Annotated in this window: 17 protein-coding genes; 4 read left to right on the top strand and 13 right to left on the bottom strand. The window is 53.5% G+C overall.

The window, feature by feature from the left end; all coding sequences use genetic code 11:
* Positions 1-60 precede the first annotated feature (60 nt).
* The 11 genes from MYS68_RS36170 to MYS68_RS36120 form a co-directional block, all read right to left on the bottom strand.
* Positions 61-1,812 (bottom strand): alpha-L-fucosidase, encoded by a 1,752-nt coding sequence (locus tag MYS68_RS36170; RefSeq protein WP_248930373.1) that lies wholly within the window; start codon positions 1,810-1,812, stop codon positions 61-63.
* A gap of 31 nt (positions 1,813-1,843) precedes the next feature.
* Positions 1,844-3,523, bottom strand: a complete 1,680-nt coding sequence (locus MYS68_RS36165; protein ID WP_248930372.1) for an ABC transporter substrate-binding protein — start codon at positions 3,521-3,523, stop codon at positions 1,844-1,846.
* Positions 3,524-3,816: 293 nt separating this feature from the next.
* Positions 3,817-4,713, bottom strand: coding sequence for a carbohydrate ABC transporter permease (locus MYS68_RS36160; protein ID WP_248931131.1), 897 nt, complete (start codon positions 4,711-4,713; stop codon positions 3,817-3,819).
* 57 nt (positions 4,714-4,770) lie between these two features.
* Positions 4,771-5,739: an ABC transporter permease gene (locus MYS68_RS36155; RefSeq protein ID WP_338043655.1), complete on the bottom strand. Its 969-nt coding sequence runs from the start codon at positions 5,737-5,739 to the stop codon at positions 4,771-4,773.
* A gap of 183 nt (positions 5,740-5,922) precedes the next feature.
* Positions 5,923-8,232, bottom strand: a complete 2,310-nt coding sequence (locus MYS68_RS36150) for a helix-turn-helix domain-containing protein (protein WP_248930371.1) — start codon at positions 8,230-8,232, stop codon at positions 5,923-5,925.
* A gap of 443 nt (positions 8,233-8,675) precedes the next feature.
* Positions 8,676-9,212, bottom strand: coding sequence for a DoxX family membrane protein (locus MYS68_RS36145; RefSeq protein WP_248931129.1), 537 nt, complete (start codon positions 9,210-9,212; stop codon positions 8,676-8,678).
* Between the two features lie 161 nt (positions 9,213-9,373).
* The gene (locus MYS68_RS36140; RefSeq protein ID WP_248930370.1) at positions 9,374-10,894 is read right to left on the bottom strand and encodes an extracellular solute-binding protein; all 1,521 of its coding nucleotides are present in this window, start codon (positions 10,892-10,894) and stop codon (positions 9,374-9,376) included.
* A gap of 85 nt (positions 10,895-10,979) precedes the next feature.
* Positions 10,980-11,852 (bottom strand): carbohydrate ABC transporter permease, encoded by an 873-nt coding sequence (locus tag MYS68_RS36135; RefSeq protein WP_248930369.1) that lies wholly within the window; start codon positions 11,850-11,852, stop codon positions 10,980-10,982.
* Positions 11,853-11,880: 28 nt separating this feature from the next.
* Positions 11,881-12,846, bottom strand: a complete 966-nt coding sequence (locus tag MYS68_RS36130; protein ID WP_248930368.1) for an ABC transporter permease — start codon at positions 12,844-12,846, stop codon at positions 11,881-11,883.
* A gap of 257 nt (positions 12,847-13,103) precedes the next feature.
* Positions 13,104-15,428, bottom strand: coding sequence for a helix-turn-helix domain-containing protein (locus MYS68_RS36125; RefSeq protein ID WP_248930367.1), 2,325 nt, complete (start codon positions 15,426-15,428; stop codon positions 13,104-13,106).
* Between the two features lie 221 nt (positions 15,429-15,649).
* Positions 15,650-16,933, bottom strand: coding sequence for a stalk domain-containing protein (locus MYS68_RS36120; protein WP_248930366.1), 1,284 nt, complete (start codon positions 16,931-16,933; stop codon positions 15,650-15,652).
* A gap of 171 nt (positions 16,934-17,104) precedes the next feature.
* On the opposite strand from MYS68_RS36120, the gene MYS68_RS36115 reads away from it, so the two are divergent.
* The 3 genes from MYS68_RS36115 (at position 17,105) to MYS68_RS36105 (ending at position 20,867) form a co-directional block, all read left to right on the top strand.
* Positions 17,105-17,836 carry an MOSC domain-containing protein gene (locus tag MYS68_RS36115; RefSeq protein ID WP_248930365.1) on the top strand — a complete coding sequence of 244 codons (732 nt, stop codon included), beginning with the start codon at positions 17,105-17,107 and terminating at the stop codon, positions 17,834-17,836.
* Between the two features lie 452 nt (positions 17,837-18,288).
* Entirely contained in the window at positions 18,289-19,587 is a 1,299-nt protein-coding gene (locus MYS68_RS36110) for a hypothetical protein (RefSeq protein WP_248930364.1), read from the top strand.
* A 59-nt stretch (positions 19,588-19,646) separates the two neighbouring features.
* Positions 19,647-20,867: an MFS transporter gene (locus MYS68_RS36105; RefSeq protein WP_248930363.1), complete on the top strand. Its 1,221-nt coding sequence runs from the start codon at positions 19,647-19,649 to the stop codon at positions 20,865-20,867.
* Between the two features lie 70 nt (positions 20,868-20,937).
* Here MYS68_RS36105 and MYS68_RS36100 read toward each other — a convergent pair whose 3' ends face one another.
* Positions 20,938-21,300, bottom strand: a complete 363-nt coding sequence (locus tag MYS68_RS36100; protein ID WP_248930362.1) for a winged helix-turn-helix transcriptional regulator — start codon at positions 21,298-21,300, stop codon at positions 20,938-20,940.
* Between the two features lie 163 nt (positions 21,301-21,463).
* Here MYS68_RS36100 and MYS68_RS36095 point away from each other — a divergent pair, with 163 nt between their 5' ends.
* Complete coding sequence (locus tag MYS68_RS36095) at positions 21,464-22,099, top strand: TetR/AcrR family transcriptional regulator (protein ID WP_248930361.1); 636 nt, start codon at positions 21,464-21,466, stop codon at positions 22,097-22,099.
* 243 nt (positions 22,100-22,342) lie between these two features.
* Here MYS68_RS36095 and MYS68_RS36090 read toward each other — a convergent pair whose 3' ends face one another.
* Positions 22,343-23,674 carry an ABC transporter substrate-binding protein gene (locus MYS68_RS36090; protein WP_248930360.1) on the bottom strand — a complete coding sequence of 444 codons (1,332 nt, stop codon included), beginning with the start codon at positions 23,672-23,674 and terminating at the stop codon, positions 22,343-22,345.
* Between the last annotated feature and the right edge of the window lie 753 nt (positions 23,675-24,427).

Genomic DNA, 24,427 nt, shown 5'->3' with positions numbered 1-24,427 from the left:
TCCAAGAAAAGTCGAGCCCCCGGCTCATCTTGAACCGGGGGCCGTACGGACAGATGCCGTTTATTCAGGCCGCAAAACAACGGATACGAGCTTCAGTCCCAGCTCCATATCGCAGACCAGCTTTTGCGGTTTGACGCTTAACGTGTAAGTGCCCGGCGCATCGAAGCGGACCGTGCCGCATTCGGAGCGGACGCGGTGGAAGTACAGCGAGCGGGAGGTGACGATCCGCTCCTTCTCCTCCACCGTGCAGCGGAGCTCCTGGCCGGCGACCTCGATCGCCAGCTCGTGCCCGCCTTCCCAGCGGCCTGCCGTTTCGCCCATCGCCTCGCGCGCTTTCTCGGCCATGCTGAGCAGGTCGATGCGGAAGCGGCCCGGCGCGATCACCTTGAACTGCCAGCTGACCCAATCGCCTGCGTCGGACCACCCCGTGAGCACCCCGGCCCGCGACAAGATCAGCGTCGAAGTTTCCGACGTATGCAGGTTCGCCCGGTGCGCCTCCAAAATAATGCTGCCGCTTGCCTGCTGCATCAGCGTGTTATCGGCCTGCACGTCCCCGTCGATGTCCAGCGCCAGCACAGCGACGCCTTTCGGCGGCTGATCCGACAGCTTTACCTGAAGCGCAAACGTGCCCGCGCCCGTATCGTACATCTGCTCGAAAGCCAGCTCCCGCTCCGGTTCGGCCAGCATGCAGGCTTTGCGCACCGTGTTTTTCAACCCGTATAACTTAAACGCCCCCTTCGCCGGCCATTCGTACAGATGCGCGTACACCTTCCCCGGTTTCAGCGTCAACGTGCCCCATTCGAACTCGGTTTCGAACGGATTCGGCTTCGTGCCGCGGATCGCTTCTTCGTTTGCCTTCAGCCAGCTGCCGACCCGCTTCAGCACGTTTACGCTCGGCTCCGGAATGACACCCTCGGCGGTGGGACCTACGTTAAGCAGATAAGTGCCGCCTTTGCCGACGATATCCGTCAGCAGCCGGATGACCGTTTCCGGGTCTTTCCAGTGGTGGTCGTTCGTTTTGAACCCCCACGTATGGTTCAGCGTCGCGCACGTCTCCCAGTCCACATGCAGCGATTTGGCCGGCGTTTCGTTGTCGCCGAGGCAGATGTAATCGCCGCGGCCGTTGCCGACACGGCCGTTCACGATGCAGTCCGGCTGAATGCTTTTCACGAGCTCGACCAGCTCGGCGCTTTGCTCGCCGGTCATCGTCATCGGCGTATCGAACCAGATCAGGCCGATCGGCCCGTACTGCGTCAGCAGCTCCCGCACCTGAGGCTTCACTTTGTTTTCCAGATACGCCGCGAAGTTTTTCTCCTCCGCGTTCGGGAAGTCCCAATCGTTGCCGACGGCGTCCTTTTCATACCAATCCTGGGTTTGCGAGTAGTAGAAGCACAGCTTGATCCCAGCCTCGGCGCACGCCTCGGCAAGCTCCTTCATCGGGTCCCGCCCGAACGGGGTCGCATCCACGATGTTGTAAGACGACACCTTGGAGTGGTACATGCAAAAGCCGTCATGATGCTTCGCCGTAATGACGATATATTTCATCCCGGCGCTCACGGCGAGCTCCACCCATTCGCGTGCGTTGAATTTCACCGGGTTAAACTGCGCGGCGAGCTGCGAATATTCGGCAATCGGCACGCGCGCCCGCTTCATGATCCATTCGCCGATGCCGGGCACCTCCTGCCCGTTCCATACGCCGGCCGGAAGCGCGTACAGCCCCCAATGAATGAACATGCCGAATTTCGCTTCTCTCCACCATGCCATTTTCCGGTCGTGAGCCAAAATTTCGTTTTGCGCCGTTTCGTTTGTCATTCGTCACTTGCTCCTTTCACTGTCGGATAGCTTATTTCTTCTTCATTGCGTCGTACGCCTGCTGATAAATTTCCAAATACCGCTTCAGATTCATGTTGTCGAGATTTTTCACGTAGGAATCCCAGTTTTTGTCGATATCCGTATCTCCGGTGATAAAACGGGCCATCATCTCCTTGACATGATCGAGGATCGTCTTCTCCAGATCGGCGATTTCCGAAGCCTGGTCGGCCGTGAAGAAGACCGGCGGCATCACTTTTTCAATCGGCATTTTGTACGGCTCCATCTTCTGCTTCGTCTCGTTGTACAAAATGATCTCCAGCGGCTGCTCGGGATTCGCCACCTCGCCCAAACGGAAATCGCTGGAACGGTAGCCCGGCCCGGTTTGGCCCCAGTTGACGTTTTGCACGCCGCCCCACGGCGTCAGCTGCTTCCAGATCGCCGGCTTGCCGTTGATGCCGATCTCGCCTTTTTCCGCATAACGCCATTCGGTGCCTTCGCGGCCGGCATACCAGCGGATCGTCGTATCCGGGGAGTTGAACATGAAGTCGGCGAGACGAAAGGCGAGCTCCGGATTTTTCGCGTTTTTCGTAATGATGTACTGCCCGTTGGTAACCACGTACGGATGATATGCGGCATTCCGGAAGCCTGACGGTCCCTTCAAAGGCGGCACGGCCACATATTCCTTCCAGCGGCCGCTCGCCGCTCCGAGCTGGGTCAGCGAGCCCATGTTATGGCCGGAAGAAGCGCCCAGCACGGCGATGTCGGGATTTTCGCCGAGCTTTTTCAGCTGGTTGTTATCCTGCGTGAGCGCCTGAGGATCGATCAACCCTTCGGCATACAGCTTGCGCAAATATTTGAGGCCTTCCTTCCATTCCGGCTTGTTGTAGGGCACGGTCACCTTGCCGCCCTCGAGATACAGCTTCTTTTCCCCGTGATCGTAAATAAACGCGTTCATCAAAAACGAATCGAGCATCTGCGTCGAGAACAGGTGGCTCGCACCCGCCTGCACCGAACCGGACAGCGCGATTTCGTCGGCTTTGCCGTTGCCGTTCGGGTCTTTCGTTTTAAACGCCTTCAGCATTTCATAAAAGTCCTCGGTCGTTTCCGGCATTTTCAGTCCGAGCTTGTCGAGCCACGGTTTGTAGACCCACATTCTTTGCTGGAACATGCAGTGGTAGCATTCGTTCACCTGCGGCAGCGCGTAAATTTTACCGTCCGGCGCGGTGATCAAATCTTTGTAGAAGGCGTTGTCGGCGAACATCTTCTTCATTTCCACGCCGTATTTGTCGATCAAATCGTTCAGCGGCAGGAAGACGCCCTGGCTGCCGTAAATCATCATCAGCGTCGGCGATACGCCGAAGCCCATAATCACGTCCGGATAGTCGCCGCTGGAGAGCACGAGATTGAGCTTTTCCGTCGCCGTCTTTTCCGGCGTCACCTCCCATTCGATATGAATGTTCGTTTTCTGCTCCAGCCATTTCGTAAATTCGTTCGTCGCAAAATCCTCGACGCTCGCGCTGCCCTTCATCAGCACCTTCAGCGTCGTTTTTTCGTTCACGATAGGCAGCTGGCCCGGCGGATTGACGGCGGCTTTCGCCGTTTTCCCTTCCTCCTTGGCCGGCTCCGTTCCGCCCCCTTGCGAAGAACACGCGCTGAGCAGCGTCCCGATACTTAAAATGAGCGCCATGACGAGCACGATCGTTTTTTTCAAAACTAACCCCTCCTCTTTGCGTTTGGAGAATTTCACTTTAGTTCAGTACAGGCAGAGTAACGGTCGCAGATGAGCTTATTTGGCTCAAAAACGTTATTTTTGAATTGCAACGGTTGCGGCAGAGCTTATTTCTCATCATCTATCCCTCAAAACGACGAAAGTTCACAAATAACCGCTCCGGCAACCGTTACCGTTATGAAATCAACAATTTGCCCACTTTAAGCTCACCTGCAACCGTTACACCATGTTCCGCATAAGCTGTGGCCGACCGCTGCACCTTGTAACTTATATAGCTACCCCTTCAGCGAGCCGATCATGATGCCTTTCACGAAATATTTCTGGACAAACGGGTAGACAACGAGCAGCGGCACCGTAGCCACGACGATCAGCGAATATTTGAGCAGCTCGCGCAGCCCTTCCCTTTTGGCGACCTCCTGGACGTCGGCCAGCATGTTCATGTCCACGTCGTTTTGCACGAGAATATCCCGGAGCACGAGCTGCAGCGGGTACAGCTTCTGATCTTTTAAATAAATGAGCGCATTGAAAAAGGAATTCCAGTGGCCGACCGCATAAAACAGCGTAATGACGGCGATAATCGGCCCGGAGAGCGGGATGACGATCCTCCAGACGAACTGAAAATCGGTGCAGCCGTCGAGCTGCGACGCCTCCAGCAGCTCGTCGGGAATCGTCGTTTGAAAATACGTCCGCGTGATGATCATATTCCATACCCCCAGGGCGCCCGGGAGCAGCATCGACCACGTCGTGTTGAGCAGCCCGAGGTCCTTGACCAGCAGGTAAGTCGGGATGAGGCCGCCGGAAAACATCATCGTAAATACGAACAGGAACATAAACGCGTTTTTGCCGTAAAAGTCTTTTCTCGACAAAGGGTAAGCGGCCAATATGGTCATGACCACATTAATTGCGGTGCCGGCTGCGGTGTAATAGATCGAGTTCATGAAGCCGCTGCCGATCAGCTTGTGCCGGAACACGGTGGTGTAGCCTTCGAGGGTCGGATCCACCGGCCACAGCCACACCTTGCCGGAGACGACGGCTTCGGAGTTGCTGATTGAAGCGCTTGCAACATAAATCAAAGGATAAAGAATCGTCACCAAAAACAGCGACAACAGCACATAGTTGAACACGGTAAACAGGCGGTCTCCCCGCGACTCCCGGATCGCCGAATGCTCCATAGGATTCTCCTTTCCGCGCATAACTGCCATAAGTCGAAGCCGCCTTCGGGCATGCGTTTACCAAAGGCTCGCCTGCTTCGTTTTTTGCGCGATTTTGTTGACGGCCACGAGCAGAATCAGATTGATGACGGATTTGAACAAGCCGATCGCCGAGGAGTACGAGTAGTTCATCGCCTGTGAGGCGAGTCCGACTTTGTAGACGTACGTATCGATGACCTCCGAGGTCCGCACGTTGAGCGGATTTTGCATCAGCAGCACCTTCTCGAAGCCGACGTCGAGCATATGGCCGGTGTTCATGATCAGCATGATGATCGCGATCGGCATAATGCCCGGCAGATCGATGTGCCACATCCGCCGCAGCTTGCTGGCCCCGTCGACGACGGCGGCTTCGTGCAGTGCGGGGTCGATGCCGGACAGCGCGGCCAAATAGATGATGCAGGAGAAGCCGACGCTCTGCCATATGCCCGACCATACGTAAATCGATTTGAAATATTCCGGCTTGCCCATAAAATTGACCGGCTCCATCCCGAGCGCCTTCAGTATGGAATTGACGATGCCGATGCGCGGATCGAGCATTTCCAGGATGATGCCGACCATCACCACGACGGAAATAAAATGCGGCGCATACGTGATCATCTGCACCGATTTTTTGAACAGCCGGTTTTTCACGTAATTGAGCGCCAGCGCGAGAATGATCGGAAACGGAAATCCCGCGATCAAATTGTAAGCGCTTAAAATAATCGTATTGCTCATGATTCTCCAAAAATCGTAAGAATGGAAAAACCGGTCGAAATGCTTGAAGCCCACCCATTCGCTGCCCATGATCCCCTTCGTGACCACAAAGTTTTTGAATGCAATCTGGGCGCCGTACATCGGAACATATTTGAAAATAATGATGTAAAGAACCGGCAGCGCGATCAGGACATACAGTCGCCATACTTTCCTCATCTTTTTAAGGGGCGTCGCATGGCGCGTCTTGACGGCCGTCCCCGATCGAACTGCCGCTGCTTCCTTCATCGCCTCCATGCCGCCTCCCCCTCCTTCTTCGGCTCCATTCGGTAAGGCCACCCTCTTTCCGGTATAATCTGACTTCACGATACTTTACCGCGCCGAAAGCTGTAAATGTGAAAGCCTGCAGCTGAATGTGCAGGCTTTCATATAGCGGATGTGCATTTGTTTTTTCGATGTGCAGCCGTTAAGAATGCGCTTTCAAAACGCCGTCGAACGGCGAAAAGCCAATGCGCTGACCCCGTATAACCGCTTGAACGCCCGGCAAAACGTATTCGCGGAGCTGTATCCGACCTGCTGGGCGATTTCGCCCACGGGCAAATCCGTGCGCGCCAGCATCATCTTGGCCTCGCTCATCCGCAGATTTTCCAAATAGTCGGAGAAGCCGATACCTTTCTGCTCCTTGAAAAACTGCGACAAATATCCTTTCGAAATGTTCAGCTCGTCGGCAACCACATCGAGGCATAAATCGGGCTTCGCGTAGCTTTCGTTCAGCAGCTTCTCGATTTTCTCCAGCAGCAGCACGTTTTGGCTTTTCTTCCGTTCGTTCACGACCTCGCAAACATGCTTGAATGTGCAGGCGAGCGACCGGTAGCTTCTCTCCAGAACGTCAAACGATACCTTCCCGCCGGATAAAGGCATCATTTTCTCCAGCACGAGGCTTTCGTTCATGCCGACCTGGGGAAGCAGCTTGATCAGCGTGCCCCACATTTCATGAATGTACATCTGAAGCATCGCGACCGGCAGCCGCCGCTGCTCGAAGTTGATGCGGTACAGCTCCTGCAGCAAATCTTCCACCTGGGCCTGCTCGCCCGCCTTCGCCAAATTCGTGAGCCGCATCTCCAGGTCGGATGGGTAATAATAGCTGCTGTTTTCCTGGGGCAGCTCCCCGTACCTCATGATTCCGCCCGCATTCGTCCACTCCATATATTCGAGCGTCCGCTTCGCTTCCTCGTAGGATCTGGCGATGTTGGGCAGATTTTCATACACGCCGCCGACAGCGATCCGCGCCGTCAGCTCCAGCCGCTGCCGAATCGTATCGCACGCCCGCCGCAGCGCCTCGTCCAGGACGTTCATGCTTTCCGCGGGATGTTCTGGACCGAAGGCGAACAACAGGGCGATCTGATCCTCCGCCACATCGTGCCAGTACACCGCCGTATTCCACTCCTCATGCAGAACATCCTTCAACCTGACGCGCTTTACGTCCAGCTCCTCCAGCGCATCGCGATCCAGGCCGGCATTATAGCCCTGCAGCTGAACGACGGCCGCCACGAAATATTTGCCCTGCGTCTCGATGCCGACATGCTGCAGCAAAACGGGGGTGTCCTTGGGGGACAAGTATTCCCCCTTCAGCAGCCGTTCGAACAGCGCGGCCTGCAAATAAGGCGACTGGTGGTTGATTTTCTCCTGCAGCTCGTGATTGCTGTCGATCAGGCGGGCCACCGATTCGCGGATGAACCGGTACGCGTCCGCCCCGGGGGAAGTCTCCCCCTCCATCCGCTCCGTGATCGTCTCCACGATATGCCGGAGCGGGCGGCTGTTGCGGTAAGCGATCAAATAAGCGATGAGAAGGCCGATCGTCAAAAAGAGAAACGCCATCGCAAAGGTGATCTTTTTAATGTACAGCACCTTCTGCAGCACGACATGGGCGGGCTGCGCCACCATATATGTCCAGCCGTTCACCCCCGACTTCGTAAACGTCACGATCATTTTCCGATCGCCGATGTCGGCAAGCAAGTTTCCTTGACCGCCGCCGAGCTGAACCCGGTTCGCTTCGCAGGAAAACGAATCCTTGGACAAGGCGCTGATCACCGTGCCTCTTTCGTCGATGATGCAAGCCATGCCTCCGCCCGAAAGGTCGAAGCCGCCGAGCAGCTTCTGAATTTCCCGGTTATCGACCGTAATGACCACCGCCCCCTGCGGGTAACCCTGATAGCCGAGAGATTGAACGAACGTAACGAGCGAATATTTATTGCCTTTGACGGTCACTTCCTGGGCGGGAAACACTTTTTGATGATAAAACGAGTCCGTAAACAAGCTTTTCCACGATTGCCGGTCCATCTGGCCGACCCGGAAATTGTTGTAAAAGTCGGAGAGCGTATACGTAGAGTCTTCGGCGAGAACGAGGTCGCTGTTTTTGTAAATCACGAAGTAGTTGAACAGAAAATTGTTGGTCAAACTGTGGTTATAAATGCTTTTGCGCGTTTCCAAAATCTTGTAGGTGTTAGCTCCCTTAAACGGCTCGGTCACCGTTTGAAACTGCATAATTCTCGTATCGGCCGCCAGCTGCATGGCTATGGTGCCGATTTCCGAGACCCGGCGGTCCAAAATATCGCGGCTCATCCGCAGCAGATGCATGTTGCCGGCCGTGACTTCCTTCTCCATCTCGACCAGAGTTTTGTTGTAAATGACCCACCCCACAAGAAGCGGAAGCAGCAAAAACAACATGTTCGGCACCATGAGGCGTAGAAACAGACGATGGCCGCTGGCCCTGCGTTTGATTTTCCACATACCGATACCTCCAAAAAAACAATGCGCTTGCTTCTATTGTAAGTCAGTTTGTAAGGGCATACAAGGAAAGAAATCGTCGAAAAATGCTGCTTTTGGGGGAGGCCTCCTTGGCTGACTGGGCAATTTGCTTTGCATGATTTCCTGTTTTCCTCGGAAACAAAAAAGCCATGGGCCTTCGGTCCATGACCTTTCATTATTGTATGTTTGAAGCGGCTGCTAGGAGTCTGTCCGACGAAGCAAGATCGGTGAATTTTTATTCAATGAAGTGTATTCCGTGTAAGGGATTGCCTCTCCACCGCTCTTGAAATCAAGTTGTTTTATTAATATTAGTCCGATGTAACAACTTGATTTCAAAGGCGGCCGTAAACTTTCCGAGGCAATTCCCTCCCCTCCATACATCTATTGAATAAAAATTCACAAAATCCCTTCCGTCGGACAGACTCCTAGGTGTGCGCCGGGGTGGGAGTGCCGTCGACGTTTTTGTTGTGCCAGTTCTTTTTGTGCAGCAGCCGGCGCAGGTACGGCATCAGGTAGAAGTCAACGCCGAATCGTCCGGCATTGGCACCGGCCAGGAAGAGGATGCCTCCGAGCAGGATCAGCCACGGGTTCGTGCTTACGGTTCCTGCGAACAGGAACATGAAGTTCATCAGCAGTCCGAAGAAGGCGGCGGCCGTTGTCAGGCAGCCGAGGATCAGTCCGAGCCCGACCAGCGTTTCGCCAAGCGGAATGATGAAGTTAAACAGCTTGGCGTTCGGCAGGGCGAAATGCTCCAGGAATGCGGTGAAGGTCGGGTAAACAAGCTCGTTTGTCGCTTTGTCGACGATCGGCTTGGTAACGGCGTTTTTAATAAATCCCGTGGCGTCGAACCCGCCGGTCAGCTTATGCCAACCCGCCGTTATCCATTCATACCCTACGTACAGTCGGAGCAGCAGCAGCACGGCGGCGGCATATACGTTCTCTCTCAGAAATTTCATCATGATCATCGTCTCCTTTTAATGTGAATTTATTCACATATTAGTGTTTGCTTCGTCCTTACATCTATAATGTAACACGGAACTTTGAAACAGTATGTGAAATAAATCACATGAGTCAAAAAAAGGAACACCGCCAAGCGGAGATTCGCTGGCGGCAGCCCCTTCGATTATTTTTTCTGTGTCTTCGCGTATGCTTCCTTGTACTCCTGAGCCATCTTGTCGCCGCCGGCTTTTCTCCATTTCTCGATCTCGGCCTTCCAGCCGGCCTCGTCGAGTTTGCCCATAATGAATTTGGTTTCGGCGTCGCTGATCATTTGCTCCAGATCTTTGCCCCGTTCGGAGAACGTTGCGGAGTCCAGCGTCAGCGCCGGGTTCGGGACGATATACTGCTCGTTTTCTCTGCCGATCTTTTGGTTTTTGCGGAACAGCTCGGGCTGCTTCATCGGCTTGGCGATATTGTAATTCTCGTTCCGCTGCGGCAGCGTATCCCGGTACGGCTTCACTTCTTTGACATCCGCATCGCGGTCGAGCGGCACCGTAAATTCTCCATCGTCCTTCCAATGCTTGCCTTCAATCCCTTTGACGAGCAGCGTCGCCATTTTCGGATCCATCAGCTTATCCAGGAACGTCAACACCTTTTTCATCTCGTCCACCGACTTCACGCTGCTTTTCGGGATGGCCAGAAATCCGTTGTTGCCGCTTTCCCCGGGAACTCTTCGGCCATTCGGGCCTTCGAACGGAGCGTTATCGATGACCGCGGTCGGCACGACTTTGCTGATTTTATCCTGCCAGCTCTGCGCGTTGCCTCCCGAAATTCGAATCGCGGCGCGCCCGGACTCGTAGACTTTATCGATTTCCGCAACATCGACGACGGCAAAGTCCTGATTGATCAGCTTTTCCTCATACAGCTTGCGGAATAACTTCATCGTTTGGAAAAAAGGCTCGGTCACAAATTCAGGGGTAAAGCTTCCGTCGCTCTCCACCTTCCACTTGTTCGGGCCGCCCTGGCTTACCGAGAAACGGGTCAAAGTAGAGTCAGCGTTTACGTTGTACTTTTTATCCATCATGAATCCGTAAGTATCGTTTTTCCCGTTTTTATCCGGGTCGCCGGACGTCATCGTCTTGATCACGTTGTACCAGTCGTCCAGCGTCTTCGGCACCTGCAGCCCGGCCTGGTCGAACCAATCCTTCCGGTAATGCACGACGGATCTGCCCAGATCGCGGAACAAAGGAACGCCGTATATTTTCCCGTTCACGGAAATGTTATCGTAAAATTGCTGATTTTGCGCCGACAAATTCTTAAATTCCTTCAAGTAAGGCCCGATTTCCCAAAACAGGTCCGCCTTCAGCGCTCCGATGACCGTTGCATTGTAATTGAGCTTGATCAGCTGCGGAAGCTCGCCCGAAGCGATCATCACATTGACTTTCTCATCGTAGCTGGAGGCGGGAATCCATTGAAACTGCAAATCCGTATGGGTATATTCCGCCATCGCTTTTTCCATGTCGTTGCCCTTGGGCGGAATCTCGCCGACCTGGTTGATCACGATCGTCATCGGGTAAGGCGTATTGTCGTCCTTCGCGGCTCCTTGCTTGCCGCCTTCCGCCGTCTTTTCCCCGCTGCATGCCGATAACACCGACGAAAGCAGCATGACGGTCCCCATCGTCAAAGCCATCTGTTTCTTTTTCATGTCGAACCCTCCATTTTTTTATGATCTATTTCCTCCCCTTTGCCAAGCACGCGGGATTCATAGCTTGCCATTGCACTGCAACCGCTTAACCTTTGACCGAACCTAGAAGAACGCCTTTGGTGAAATGCTTCTGCAAAAACGGATACACGATCAATATCGGCAAGGTGGCGAACACGATCACCGCCATGCGGATCGTCAAAGGCTGAATATCGACCTCGTCGATGCTCGTATCCCCGATACGGCTTTGCGCCAAAATGACGATCTCGCGCAGCAGCACCTGAATCGGCCACTTCGTATTGTCGTTGATGTAAAGGACCGCGTTAAAAAACTGATTCCAGTGCGCCACCGCATAAAACAAAGCGAACGTCGCCATGGCCGGCATCGACAGCGGAAGCACGATGCGAAACAACACCCCTACATCGCTGCAGCCGTCGATTTTGGCGGCATCCTCCAACCCGTCGGGAATTTGGGAGAAAAAATTTTTCAAGACAATCAGGTTAAACGCGCTGATTGCGCCCGGAATCATAAGAGACCAAAACGTATCGATCATGTGCAGATTTTTGACGACAAAATAAGTCGGGATCAATCCGCCGCTGAACAGCATGGTGAACAACACGCCCAGCAAAATGGTGCGACGCCCTTCCAAATGCTGCTTGGCCAGCGGGTAGGCCATCAGAGAGGTAAGCAGCAGGTTGATCATCGTTCCTACCACCGTGATGTATATCGAGACGAGCATGCTTCGAAACAGCGTGTCCGTCGAGAAAATATATTTGTAAGCGGATAGCGACCATTCCTTCGGAAACAGGATGATGCCGCCCTTGGCCGCTTCCGTCGGGCTCGTAAAAGATACCGCCAGCACGTACACAAATGGAAGCACGCAAATGAGCGCGGTTACGGCCAGCAGCAAATAAATGACTCCGTCGATCACCCGGTTGCCTAACGTTTTATCGTAAATCATTCTCGTGAGTCCCCCTCCCGTTGCGCCATTAATAAACGCCTTCCTGTCCGAATCTCTTCGCCAGCCAATTGGCGCCAAGCACCAGTACCAGCCCTACCGCCGATTTGAATAAGCCCACTGCCGCGCTGTAGCTGTATTGGGCTTGCGTCAAGCCTTTGACGTACACGTACGTGTCGAAAACTTCCCCCACCTCACGGTTCGTCGGCGCCAGCATGAGGAAGATTTGCTCGAAGCCCGAGTCCAGAAAATGGCCGAGCCGCAAAATGAGCAGGATGACGATCGTGCTGCGGATGGCCGGAAGCGTAATGTGCCACAGCTGGCGCCAGCGCCCCGCCCCGTCGATGCGGGCGGCCTCGTACAGCTGCATGTCCACTCCGGACAAGGCGGCCAGGAAAATGATCGTGCCCCATCCGACTTCCTTCCATATGGACTGGGTGACAATCATTGTCCGGAACCATTCCGGTTCAAGCAAAAACGCGATTTTCTCCCCGGTCATTCGATAAATCAACTCGTTCAAAATCCCGTTTTCCGTTGTCAGAAGCATATAGAATATCCCTACGACGACAACCCACGACACGAAATGCGGAATGTAAATCAACGTTTGCACGAAACGTTTGAACCGCTCGAGCCTGATCTCGTTCAGCATCAAAGCGAGAACAATCGGCAGCGGAAAGAAAAAGACCAGATTATACAGCGCCAGCAGCACCGTGTTGCGGAACAGCATCCAAAACTGCGGTTCTCCGAAAAACCGTTCAAAATGCTTGAACCCTACCCACGGACTGTTCATAAATCCGAGATACGGCTTGTAGTCCTGGAATGCCATGACGATGCCGTACATCGGTACATATTTGAAAATAATGAAGTACGCCACACCCGGCAATATCATCAAATACAGCCATTTGTCCCTGAGTATGTTTCGTAAGCGCGCGTTAGCCAAGCGCTGCCGGGCGCCCGAACCGTGCCGTCCTGCCGGCAGAGCCGATTCCATCTTCATCTCTTTTGTAACCCCCTATCCGTCGATGCCCCCATTATCCGGCACATCGGCATGTCAAGCTATACCTTGGATATAACTCTTTCGGATAAGCCCGGCGTTTCCCGGCATTGCCGCCCAAACAGCCCGGCCATAGCCCGCATTTAACCTGGATATGCGCTTCGTAAAACCATTTTGACGGTTCGGAGCGCCACGCAAAAACAGGACTGCCCCCGCCGAAAGATTCCGGCGAAGATAGTCCCGTTTAAACCCGGCCGCCGTTATTCCCGCCCCTTTTCCAGCATCTCCCGGTACTGGCCGGGAGTTGTGCCGAACGTTTTGCGGAAAGTGCGGATAAAGGCGCTTATATTTTTATACTGCAGCTTTTCGCCGATTTCCGATATTTTCATCGTCGTCGTCTCCAGCATGGTTTTGGCCATATTCATCCTGTATTCGGACAAGTAGTCGCTGAAGGAAACCCCCATCTCCTTCTTGAAGACCCGGCTTAAATAAACCGGATGAAAGTTTAAGGACGAAGCGCACGATTCCAGCGAGATTTCTTTGTCGTAATGGCTGTGAATCATTTTGACGATCCGGTCGGCAATGTTGACATACTGAGTGTCGGCCTTTTCGGAAAGTGTTTTCACAATCGGCGCGAACAACCGGGACTGGAACCAAAGAACGATTTCCTCCCGGGTCTGCAGCCGGAGGAGCCGCTCGACCGCGCCTTCGCCGTCCAGGATCCTTTTTACCGAAACCCCTTTGTCCTGAACGATCTGCAGAATACGCGACATCAGCTGAACCAGAAGAATATGATGCTCGTTCGCATAGCTGTCTTTATGTAAAACGGCGTTTAAATATTGGCGGAAGATGTCCACGGCTTGCTCCAGCTTCATCTCCTGAAGCGCCCGAATCATTTGCTCCTCCATCAGCTTGAGGTGGGAATAGACGGCGGATTCCGCCCCCTCGTTTTTCTCCATATCGTCGTAATGCACGATAATATCGGATCCGAGACTGATTCTGCATTTCAGCGCCTCCATGCTTTCCCCGTAGGCCTTAACCGTGTCGGACAAGCGGTTAAACGGACGGCTGATCCCGATGCTGACCTGAAGCTGCAAATATTTCTCCACCGTTTCTTTGATCAGCTCAGCCGTCCGGTAGAAGTGCTCTTTCAGCACTTGGAGGTCGCTCTCGTCCGCCGCCAGCAAGGTTACCTGGGATTGCCCGAGAATGATCGGGCTGAACCGCGATGCCGGCGGCAGCAGCTCCTGAACGATGTTATTGATGGCAAACAGCAGAAGCTCCCGGTCGGTTTCCTGATATCTCGTTTCCTGCAGATTATCGATCTGCAGCGCCAGCACCCCCAGGCTGCTCCAGTTTTCCGGAAATCCGTACAGCCGGGAACGGACATGAAAATCTTCATCCGAAATTTGTCCGGTAAACAGCTTTAATACGAAAAACTCCTTCAAGTGCCCGGCCTGCCCCTGCATCTGCTCCTCCATACGGGTTCTGGAGACAGCGAGCGTCTCTATGCTTTCTTTGATGTACTCCAGCTCGTCCCTCTTCGGTCCGCCCTGAGGCGGCTTATCTTCGATTTTTTGCGTGAGCTCCACAAGCCGGCGGATCGGCGAATACATTCGCCTGCTGCCGAAATAACCGATGGCCGCAACAACGATCAAAATAAACGCGCAGGCTCCGATCGTGAACAGAGCGATTTTTTCCGTATCTTTCGTTATGTCGGTGACGGAGACGACCGATACGTAGGTCCATCCGTTGTAACCGGAGGACCGGTATAAGACCGCTACCTCCTTCCCGTTCGCCCGGGCGCTCAAAATGCCCTCCTTTTGTTTGGGATTAACCGCTAAAGAGGATACGGTTTGGTTGATTTCGCCGTAAGCCGCCTTTTGCTTCGCATCCGACAGAAACGCTTGTCCCGATTGATCCAATATATAATTGGAGCCGAGGCGGTTGCTTGGAGCGAGCAAACCTCGCAGCTCGGACGCGGATATTTGCACCACGAGCAGCCCTTTCGGCGCATTCGTCTTGGGAAGCAGCGGGATTTTTTGCACCAGGCTTACCGTTTCCACCGGAGGGGAGGAAGCCCCTCCATCATCCGCTTCGTCCGGCGGATTGTCCGCTGCGGTTAATTGACTCGTATACCAGAACATATTGGCGGGTGCGGATGCATAAGCGAAAAATTCGTCCCTGTTATTCAGTTCGCTCAATGCTTTCATCATATTTAAATTGATGACCCAATCCTTATCGAAATTAACGAGGTAAGCCTGCTTGATCACAGCCGTCGTCTGCAGGGTGGCGACCTCCGTTGTCAACTCCCGCACCTGAACGAAATCCTCTCCTGTCAATGGCTCGTTCATGGCCGATTGAATCAAGGAAGAGTTCGCAAGCTGCGCCGACGACATTTCGAGCGATTTCAGCGATTGCTCCACCCGCATTTGGGTTTGCAGCAGCAGCTGCATGTTGCCTTCATACACTTTCTCCTCGATGTCGTTCGTGGCCACGTAATAGGAAATAAGCCCGATAAACACCGTAGGCAGCGCGCCCAAAATAAGGCTGAATACGAGCAGCCGCAATAAATATGTTCTCATAGACGATAGGTACCTCCCGTTTGCATCGGACAGCGCTTGCAGACGCCGGAAACATAACAAGCAAATTCAAATACGAAGGGACCGGCAGCTATACCGGTCCCGCAGTTCTTACCGACATTATAACGCACCCCGGGCAAGTCTATCTACTCCATACATGCCCGGATCGCTTGTTTCTTTTCCATTTTTGCTCTGCCGCCCGGTCGAGGAACCGGGTGCGCTTTCTAATGGTCATCGGGAATGTAGAAGCAATTTTTCCCGATCTGAATATTTTTGGACGAACCGTCGTCATCGTGAACAAAAAAGACGCTGCGCACGACAGTTCCGTCGCCGTACGTAAGCTCGATCGTGTTGCCCGAGATCGTATATTTCCCCTTGTCGCTCTTTGAGCCGGACGCATTGGTCTGCGAAACTTTCACATCCAGGGAGGAAAGCGACAAATCCGTACTTTCGAAGGTGCCGTCACCGGAAAAGCTAAGGTACTCGGTCCATGACGTGGAAAACGCATTGATGCCGATCAATCCGCTGTAGCCGATATATTTATATCCTCCTTTGAGCTTAAAGCCTTCGGACACCGGAGCGACCGGGGACATGTAAACTTCGTTGATCTTCAGGCCCCCATCATCGGAAAGGCCGATAGAGTAGCTCTCCCCGCCGGAGATTTGCAGCTTGCCGTCCGCAATCGCATACGTGCCGCATTTGTCCCGGGCGCAGTCGATCGTCTCCGGACCGCCCTGCGGAGGAGGACCGACGAAGATGCGGTTTTCGGGAAGAAACGTATACATATCCCAGCAGGCGCCGCCGCATTCGAACCCGCCAAAGTCGTCTCTAAGACCGTAATACATGCCGGAAAGCTTCGACAGATCGACCGGTTTGTCAGCTGCGGCGTTGGATTGTCCCGGAGCGGCTCCAGCGGCCGGCTTCTGCTTGGGATCGGGTGCGGCCGGTTCCCCGGTCGGCGGATTTTGCGCGCTCTGCGCCGCTTGCTGCTTCGCCTGTTTGGCGTCGTAATCGGCGAGCCGCTTCTGCATCTCCTCCTTCGACATGCCCACCTTCTTCAGAAAAGTTTCGGTTACGATCTGAATTTCGCGGGTTATCGCATCCCAATGAACAATCGCTCCCGTCGCTTCCCCGATAAAACGCAGCGGCACCATCGTGCTGCCGTCCACGATCTGCGCGCTTTCGCTTAAGTTCACCTGCTCGCCGTTCACCGTCGCTTTCGGATCGTTGATGCGAAGGACGATCGTTAGGCCCGGTCGCGTGCCCGTCACCTGCTGCTTGGCTTCCTCCCATTTCACTTCCATGCCCATCGTTTCGAAAAGCGGCCGAAACTGGACCAGCGTAGTGCCGTTCACGATTTGCGGCTCCACCTGAAAAGAGATTTTCGTCGTATCGACGAATACTTTCACAGGCTCCCGCGCAGCTGCGGCCGGCAGGCCGAAAATCACAGTCAAGAGCGCCGCAAAAAGCGGTATGACCGCCAGCTTCAAACGACGGCATAAACTCACGATAAATTCCTCCTTAAGCTTACTTTTTTTCACAATCAAGCTATACGTTAAAGTTTATCCCTGCATTTTCCAAGGTCCGTTAGTACGAAAAAAATCGGACTTCCGTAACTTTTACGCGATTCGCCCGTCTTATTGTTTATTAAAAAGAGGCACGTTTTAGGAGGAATCGCTTTGACGATACAGCTTCTCGGCGAAATCACCCATATCGCCCGGTATCCCGTAAAATCGTTTGCCGGCGAAAGCCTGGCGGGCGGAAAGCTGGAGCGATACGGACTGTATGGCGACCGCAGCCACTCTTTTATCGATGAAACGAAGGAAGGCTGGGACAGCTACTTTACGGCCAGAGATATCCCGGACATGCTCCGCTATCGCGCGGAGCTGGCCGGAGAAGACAGCGAAAACGAGTTTCCCGAGGTCCGGGTCACGGCGCCGGACGGGCGTACGTTCAGTTGGAATGAGGAGCTGCTCCGGGAAATCCAAACGTATTCGGGGAGAAAAATGTCCATGAAGCGCCATACGCCTGACAGTACGGACCTGCTCGCTGTCGACGAGGGCAGCCTGCTTATCGTCACGGACGTTTCGCTGCGCAGGCTGGAAGCTTTCTGGGGAAAGCCGCTCGATCCGCGCCGTTTTCGGGCGAACATCGTTGTCGCTGCAGACGACGAATCGTGCCATGAAAGCCGTTGGATCGGGAAGCGACTGTCCATAGGCGAAGCTGAGTTGCACATCGATGTGCCGTGCGAACGTTGCTCGATGATTGCGATTGACCCGGACACTTTGGAGCGTGACACGTCTCTATTGAAAAAAGTTCACGAGGTGATGGATTTGCAATTTGGGGTATATGCTTCGGTTCGAAAGCCAGGACTCATACACGTCGGAGACAAAGTGTATGAGGAAGGTTGAGCGGACGGGCTGTGAACTTCCCACCCCTTAGACGTGCGGTTCAAATCGCTATAGGGGGAAGAAGACAAGTTCACGCCGCCCTTTATATTCCTGCAAGAAGCTAATAACACTCGAAAAGCCGCTCAATTCCGGGCGGCTTTTTTTTATCGGGCGGAACTTAATGAATTGGTATCAAAATGTATCCTACCATACAAAAATGATCGGATCATACAAAAAAGTGCGTACTGTTCAACGATTGGGGAACCTGATAACCTACATATAGAACGATCGATCCAGATGTAACGGAGCGATGCGGTCATCAAAACAATAATAGGTGAGGTGTCAAGTATGCAGGAATATCAACTTATTTTGAAAGATAAGCGAATCGTTTGGGGAACTGCGATTGATATTGAGCCGCTCGTTGGCAAATATCCCGGTGACTCCATCAGACCGGGCGTAAACGCGGCCTTGGATTGGAATTTGCCTGCCGGTGTATATCGGGCGAAGAGGTTGTTATCGAGCTCGATAAGATGCTCGAGGCGATGCTGGTTCAGCTCGGCGAACCGGTGAACGGCGATCCGACGGTGCTTTTGGACAGCCTTCAAGCCAATTTGGCGATTTCCGGACGCGTGTCATCTTTGCCGCTGGGGCCACTCGCTCTTGAGGATAAAGCCGGCGCCGAGATTACGGCTCAGGCCGTGCGCATCGGCGAACAGCTGATAAGCTGGGCGCGGGAGATTAATGCCGGGAAGAAGGCGTTTGCCAAGTATGGGCCGGAAACGCTTGGCATGCTGGAATTTCGAAGCCACTGTTACGGTCATCCACTGATCCCGGAAGCCGTCGCTCAGGTGTGGGGACCATTCGGTGGCCCAAAGATCATGCAGATTTATAATGAATACCTGCACCAATTTGTTTTGCTGCGGGATGCCTTGCTTCCGTTCGCCAATTGGGAGGAGGTTCCTTTCGAAGTCAAGGAATATACGGAGTTCAAAGGGCTGCGTTTTCTGGAGCCGGCCCGTGAGGTCTTTTTAACGCAATTGCTCGGAAAAAAATTGACGCACAAATCGATAGTTCAGTATGCGCAAAGTGTGGTCGGCTCGGGGTTAAGCAAGGCCGGTTACGGCTTCCAATACCGGCTGGGGACCGTTTTGCCGGCCGGCTTGGGAGAGTCGGTCCGGACGGCGGCGAGTTACCTGCTGAAATGGCATCCGGTACAAACCATAGCCGCAGATGAAACGCAAAATTTGGCCGCGGTCTCCTTCGATTATGAATACGACGATTATTATGCCGCGCCGCGTAATGAGGCCGGAAAAGGAACTCCCGCGGACGAGGACGCGCTTCCTGTTTCCAAGGAGCAGTACGATGAACCATCCATCGCCCGGTTGCTGCCAAATGCCGGTAACGATCGTACAATCCTGCGTTTCGGTCTGGAAATGGAAGGCAGCGAGATTACGATAGATCTCGGTCAGATTTTCAGGGGACAGCGCTTCTTATATCGTCCGCAAAGAAGCGGCGATGCCGCCGCCGCATTCGCGAAGCGAAATTCCTTTAGCCGGCACCTTGCGGCAGACATTCTCTCGCATTCCGGATTGGTGACAAATTGGGACGGCATCCATTTCATTCCGACCGGCGGAAATGAACTTGTGTTATGGGCTTTACTGGGCAAGCTGTATCCCGAAAATGTGGTTTTATTGGACAAAGGGGATCAGGAGGAATTGGAAGCAGCTTATGTTTCCGGCAAAGGCTTCGGTACGCAATTTTTAGTGCTGTAAGCCGTTAAACGAAACGGGATTCGCCGTCCATTCAGGATAGGAGCGGGAGGAGATTTATATTGACCAGACAACACAAGCTTCTGGCTTTAAATTTGTTTTTATTGACATTTGTACTGGGAACGAGTGAATTTGTAATGGTAGGTTTATTAACCGAAGTGGCCGCGGACATGAAGATCGCCGTATCGGCCGCCGGCTTTCTGGTGTCGGCTTTCGCTCTGTCATTTGCCATAGGCACCCCGGTCTTCACGGCGTTATTCAGCCGATTTTCCAAGTACCCGCTCATCCTTGCCTTGATCGGCATATTTATTGTCGGGAATATGATCACGGCCATATCCGGATCATACGGTCTGCTTCTGGTGTCCAGAGTGATCACGGCCGTAGTTACCGGCGTCTTGATTGCACTTGCGATGGCGGTGGCCAGCGAAACGGTGCCTCTCGATAAAAGAGGCCCGGTGATATCCATCATCTTTACGGGCTTCACCGTGGCCAGCGTCCTCGGCGTTCCTCTCGGCACTTTCATCGGGCAATGGGGCGGGTGGCATATGTCTTATTGGTTTACCACGCTATTGGGGATCATTTCTCTGATTACAAGTCTTGCAACCATTCCCAGGGGACTAAAGGGGGCGCGAAGTTCACTCAAAAAACAACTCAGCTTATTCACCTATCCCAGAATTGTGCTTGCTTTCTTTATTCCTGCACTAAGCATCGCCGCAACATATAGCGTCTATACGTATTTGGCTCCTTTGCTTCAGGATGTGCTTCTTGTTCCGGCACATTATATCAGCCTCGTCTTTTTACTGTATGGCGTCGTGACCATCTTTAGCACGTTAATCGGAGGAAAGCTGGCTGCCGGTGGCGGGATGGGAAAAATTCGCTATATATTCCTGATTCAGGCCGTCATTCTCGCGTCACTTTATGTTTCTTCCGGCTCGCTTGCCGGGGGACTCGTCAGCATCTCATTGATGGCTCTCGCCGTTTATCTTATGAACTCGACGATGCAGTTGTACTTCATCGATTGGGCCGATCGGCATGTTCCGGAGGCTAGAGACTTGGCTTCGTCCTTAACCTCCGTATCCATCAATGTCGGCATTGCGATGGGTTCCGCTTTGGGCGGATTTGTCGCGACGAACATGGGGCTCGTTGATCTTTCCTGGTCCGGGGCAATTATGGCCGTTTTGGCAGCCGTGTCGGCTTTTATCAGTTACCGTTTAGATCGGGAAGCTCGCAGCGCATCCAAAGAGGAAAATAGGCTGCAAGGCCAATACGAAGGAATCTTGTGATTACGGAATATAAGGTAAGAGGTGCTCCGGGAGGGGTACCTCTTATCGTTTTCGCGTTAATGATTTTTTCTCAGGCATGCTTGTGGTTAGTGTACGATACTTCATCGGAAAAGCTCTCGATATAGGTGGTGCCAAAATCGCATAACATCGTGAGCATTGGAGCCAATTGTTCGCCCAGCTCGGACAAGGCGTATTCCACTTTTGGCGGTGAAACCGGATAAACCTTGCGAATAACGAGTCCGTCGCTTTCCAGCATTTTTAACTGCATCGTAAGCATGCGCTGTGTCGCGTCGGGAAGAAGTCGCTGCAGCTGATTAAACCGTAACGGCCCTTCGGTCAATTGGTCTAATATGGATATTTTCCATTTTCCGCTGACTATGCCTAGTATGATTTCCGAAGTACAGCGATATGTTTTGTCTCTAAAGGTTATCATCTGCCGACACATCCCTCATAGAAAAATTGAGCAAAAGACATGAGTTTTTCAGTTAAGCCGTATTGAATTATAGATCGATCATTCTATATGTTAAGTTTAGCCATGCTCCCTTGTCAAGGACTTCCGGATCGATTAGTATAAAATGAATAAAGGAGGTCATCTTATGCCACGAACGGGACGGCCGCGCTCATTTAACCGTGACGAGGCGGTGGCTGCCGCCATGCTCTTGTTTTGGGAACACGGCTTTGAATCCACTTCACTGGCTCAGCTGCGGGCGGCGATGGGGGATATTTCGGCGGCGAGTTTTTATGCGGCGTTTGAATCCAAGGAAGCGTTGTTCCGTGAAGCGGTGGATAAGTATATATCTACTTATGGACATGTTTCGGAAACTTTCAGAGATACAAGCTTGACATCCAGAGCAGCCATGGAGCTGGGATTGCGGCAAACGGCACGGGTGCAGACGGAGAACTCCCATCCTTCAGGTTGTCTGTTGGTGTTGTCCGCCGTAAACTGTTCTCCCGGGCAAAAACACATCATAGAGATGCTGGCCAAGGAACGGGAGAGGGTCCGCGGTTGGCTGAACGATTGTATAGAACGGGCAGTTGCCAACGGGGAGTTGCCTGATTCAACGAATATTTCCACACTGGTTACGCTGTTTAATACATTTCTTCGAGGAATATCGACGCAAGCCCGGGACGGGGTTCCCTACGAGGCCATTGACGCGGCCATCACGCAGTTGATGAGCGTATGGGACGCGTTAGCTGCCAAGACGGGCCGGCAGGAGAACTCGACATTTTAACCCTCCTCGAATACTCATAGTAGAAGCTCATTCAAAGCGAATTTCCAGTTGATCCGAACAACGGGAATGACGTGTTGACTCAAGTGGGAAGGAGATTTGGATCAAATGCGTGGCCTGAACGCAATACCCGCCAAAAACCTTGATTTTTCAAGATTGTTGGCGGGTACGCGATTGTGCGGATGCCAAGGTTTTTTGAGGGCAAACCTTTGCAGTGGCCCGGGTTATGGATGCGAATTGGGCTTATTATTTGCGCAGCTTTTCCTGAATCAGCTTGTTCATTTCTTCGTCCGCGGTCCGGAGAGCCGTGTTCAGATCGGTCTCGTCGACAATATAGGCATTAAACGCCTTCGACAAGATTTTGTCGACATCGACGTCCGGCAAATATTTGAACGGTGTCATGACGGCGAATTTCAGCTTGGTCATGGCTGTCAGGTTTTTGCCTTGGAACTCGGTCAGCCCTTTGCCGAATTCGCTTTTCAGCTTCTCGTCCTTCAGCACGGTCATCCGGCCGCCGCGCATCATCGCTGTCTGCACCTCGTCGGATAACAGCGTATCCAGCACGAGGAACGCCGCATCCTTGACCTTGCTCTGCTCGGTGATCGACAGGATCGGCGAGTCGAGGCGCTGCCCGATGCCCGGCGCTTTGCGGTGCTGCGGATACATGGCCATGTCCCAGTTGACCTGTGGGGCCGTCTTTAGCGTATTCAGCAAATTGCTGTGGCTTGCGATCATCGCGAGTGTTCCGTTTGCAAACGCCTGCTGGTTTTTGCCCGCGTTCGGCACCTTGAAATCGCCTTCGGTCAGATTCGGAATCTTAAACAAGGAACCCCAAATTTCGAACGCCTCTTTCCACGATTCGTTCGTCAACAGCGATTTGTTTGCCGTGAAATCGGCGAACGGAATGGACAGCTGCTGCTGGATGCGGCCGATCCCGTCCGGGAAAATCCCCCTGATCTGCACCCCGCCGTCCGACTTGGTCAGCTTCTTGGCCAGCTCGGCCACCTCGTCCCAATACATGCCGTCCTTCGGATACGGAACTCCGAATTTATCGAAAATGTCTTTGTTGTAAAACAGCGCGAACGTGTTGGTGTAGGCCGGCAAACCGGCGAGGTAATCCTGGCCTCCGGCGATTTTCAGCGTCTCGAGCGCTTCCGGCGCAAACCGGTTTACGTCGAAGCGGTACTTCTTGATCAGCGGCTCCATGTTGTACAGCAGCTTGTATTCGGCCAGATTGCTTCCCATCGGTCCCGGGTAATTGGCGACGATGTCGGGAATTTCCCCGGCGGAAATCAGCTCCGGCAGCTTGGATGCGGACGCATTGATCCGCTCGACGGTAATTTGCGGATATTTCTTTTTCACCGGCTCGACGATGTATTTCTGTACCTCATCGTCCGAAAACATGCCGCCGCTGGCCATGATTTTCACGGTGACCGGATCTTTGCCAAGCTCCGGCAGCGCGTCTGTCGCTTTATCGCTCGTTGGTGCCGCGCTCTCCGGCGGCTTGGCCGATCCGCTGCAGCCGGCCAGCGATATAGTGCAGGTTAGCGCGAGCAGCGAGATGAACAGCTTTTTCATGCGAAATCCCCCCCTTTGTTTGGTTGGCAGTGTTACAACCTGAATGACAGCGATTTCCTCCATTCTATTTTATGATGAATGCGCTTTCTTGAGATTGTCGCAAATTCATCGGTTTTTGTTTGAAACTCAGTTATAGCGCCCCCCTAAATCCCCCCACCGGGGGGACCCCAGGCGCTCGGGTGCCCTGGACCCGCCTGGCTTGAGGGACTGCTCGCTTCTAGTTCGCGTCTGTCGGGGCATGGCTTTTTACCTTCGGATAAAAAGCCTATGCCCCGACACGCTGTACTTTCGGTGCGGTGCCGGGGGAGCAGGTACGTGCCTCGGGTCCGCGAATGTCTGCCATGGTTTAGCTGGCGCGAACCAATGGCAGACCCGCTTTACTTCGGTGCGGTGCCGGGGGAGCAGGTACGTGCCTCGGGTCCGCGAATGTCTGCCATGGTTTAGCTGGCGCGAACCAATGGCAGACCCGCTTTACTTCGGTGCGGTGCCGGGGGAGTGAGTGCGTGCCTCGGGTCTGCGAATGTCTGCCATGGTTTAGCTGGCGCGAACCAATGGCATTCCCGCTTTACTTCGGTGCGGTGCCGGGGTGCGAGTGTGCGCCCAATGTTGTCAGGTTATGCGGACCATAGCGGAACTAGGGTGCGCTAATCAGGTCAGTTTCCGATACTTTCGAAAATTAGCGGAACTCAGGTGATCTATTTGTCTGTTTGCCCGGTACACATGCCATTTTTCACTGATTTAGCGCACCTCAGT

Origin of the sequence: Paenibacillus hamazuiensis (genome assembly GCF_023276405.1) — a bacterium.
Taxonomy (GTDB): Bacteria; Bacillota; Bacilli; order Paenibacillales; family NBRC-103111; genus Paenibacillus_AF; species Paenibacillus_AF hamazuiensis.
Note: the sequence above shows the minus strand (reverse complement) of the source record. Positions and strands in the feature narration are given on the sequence as shown.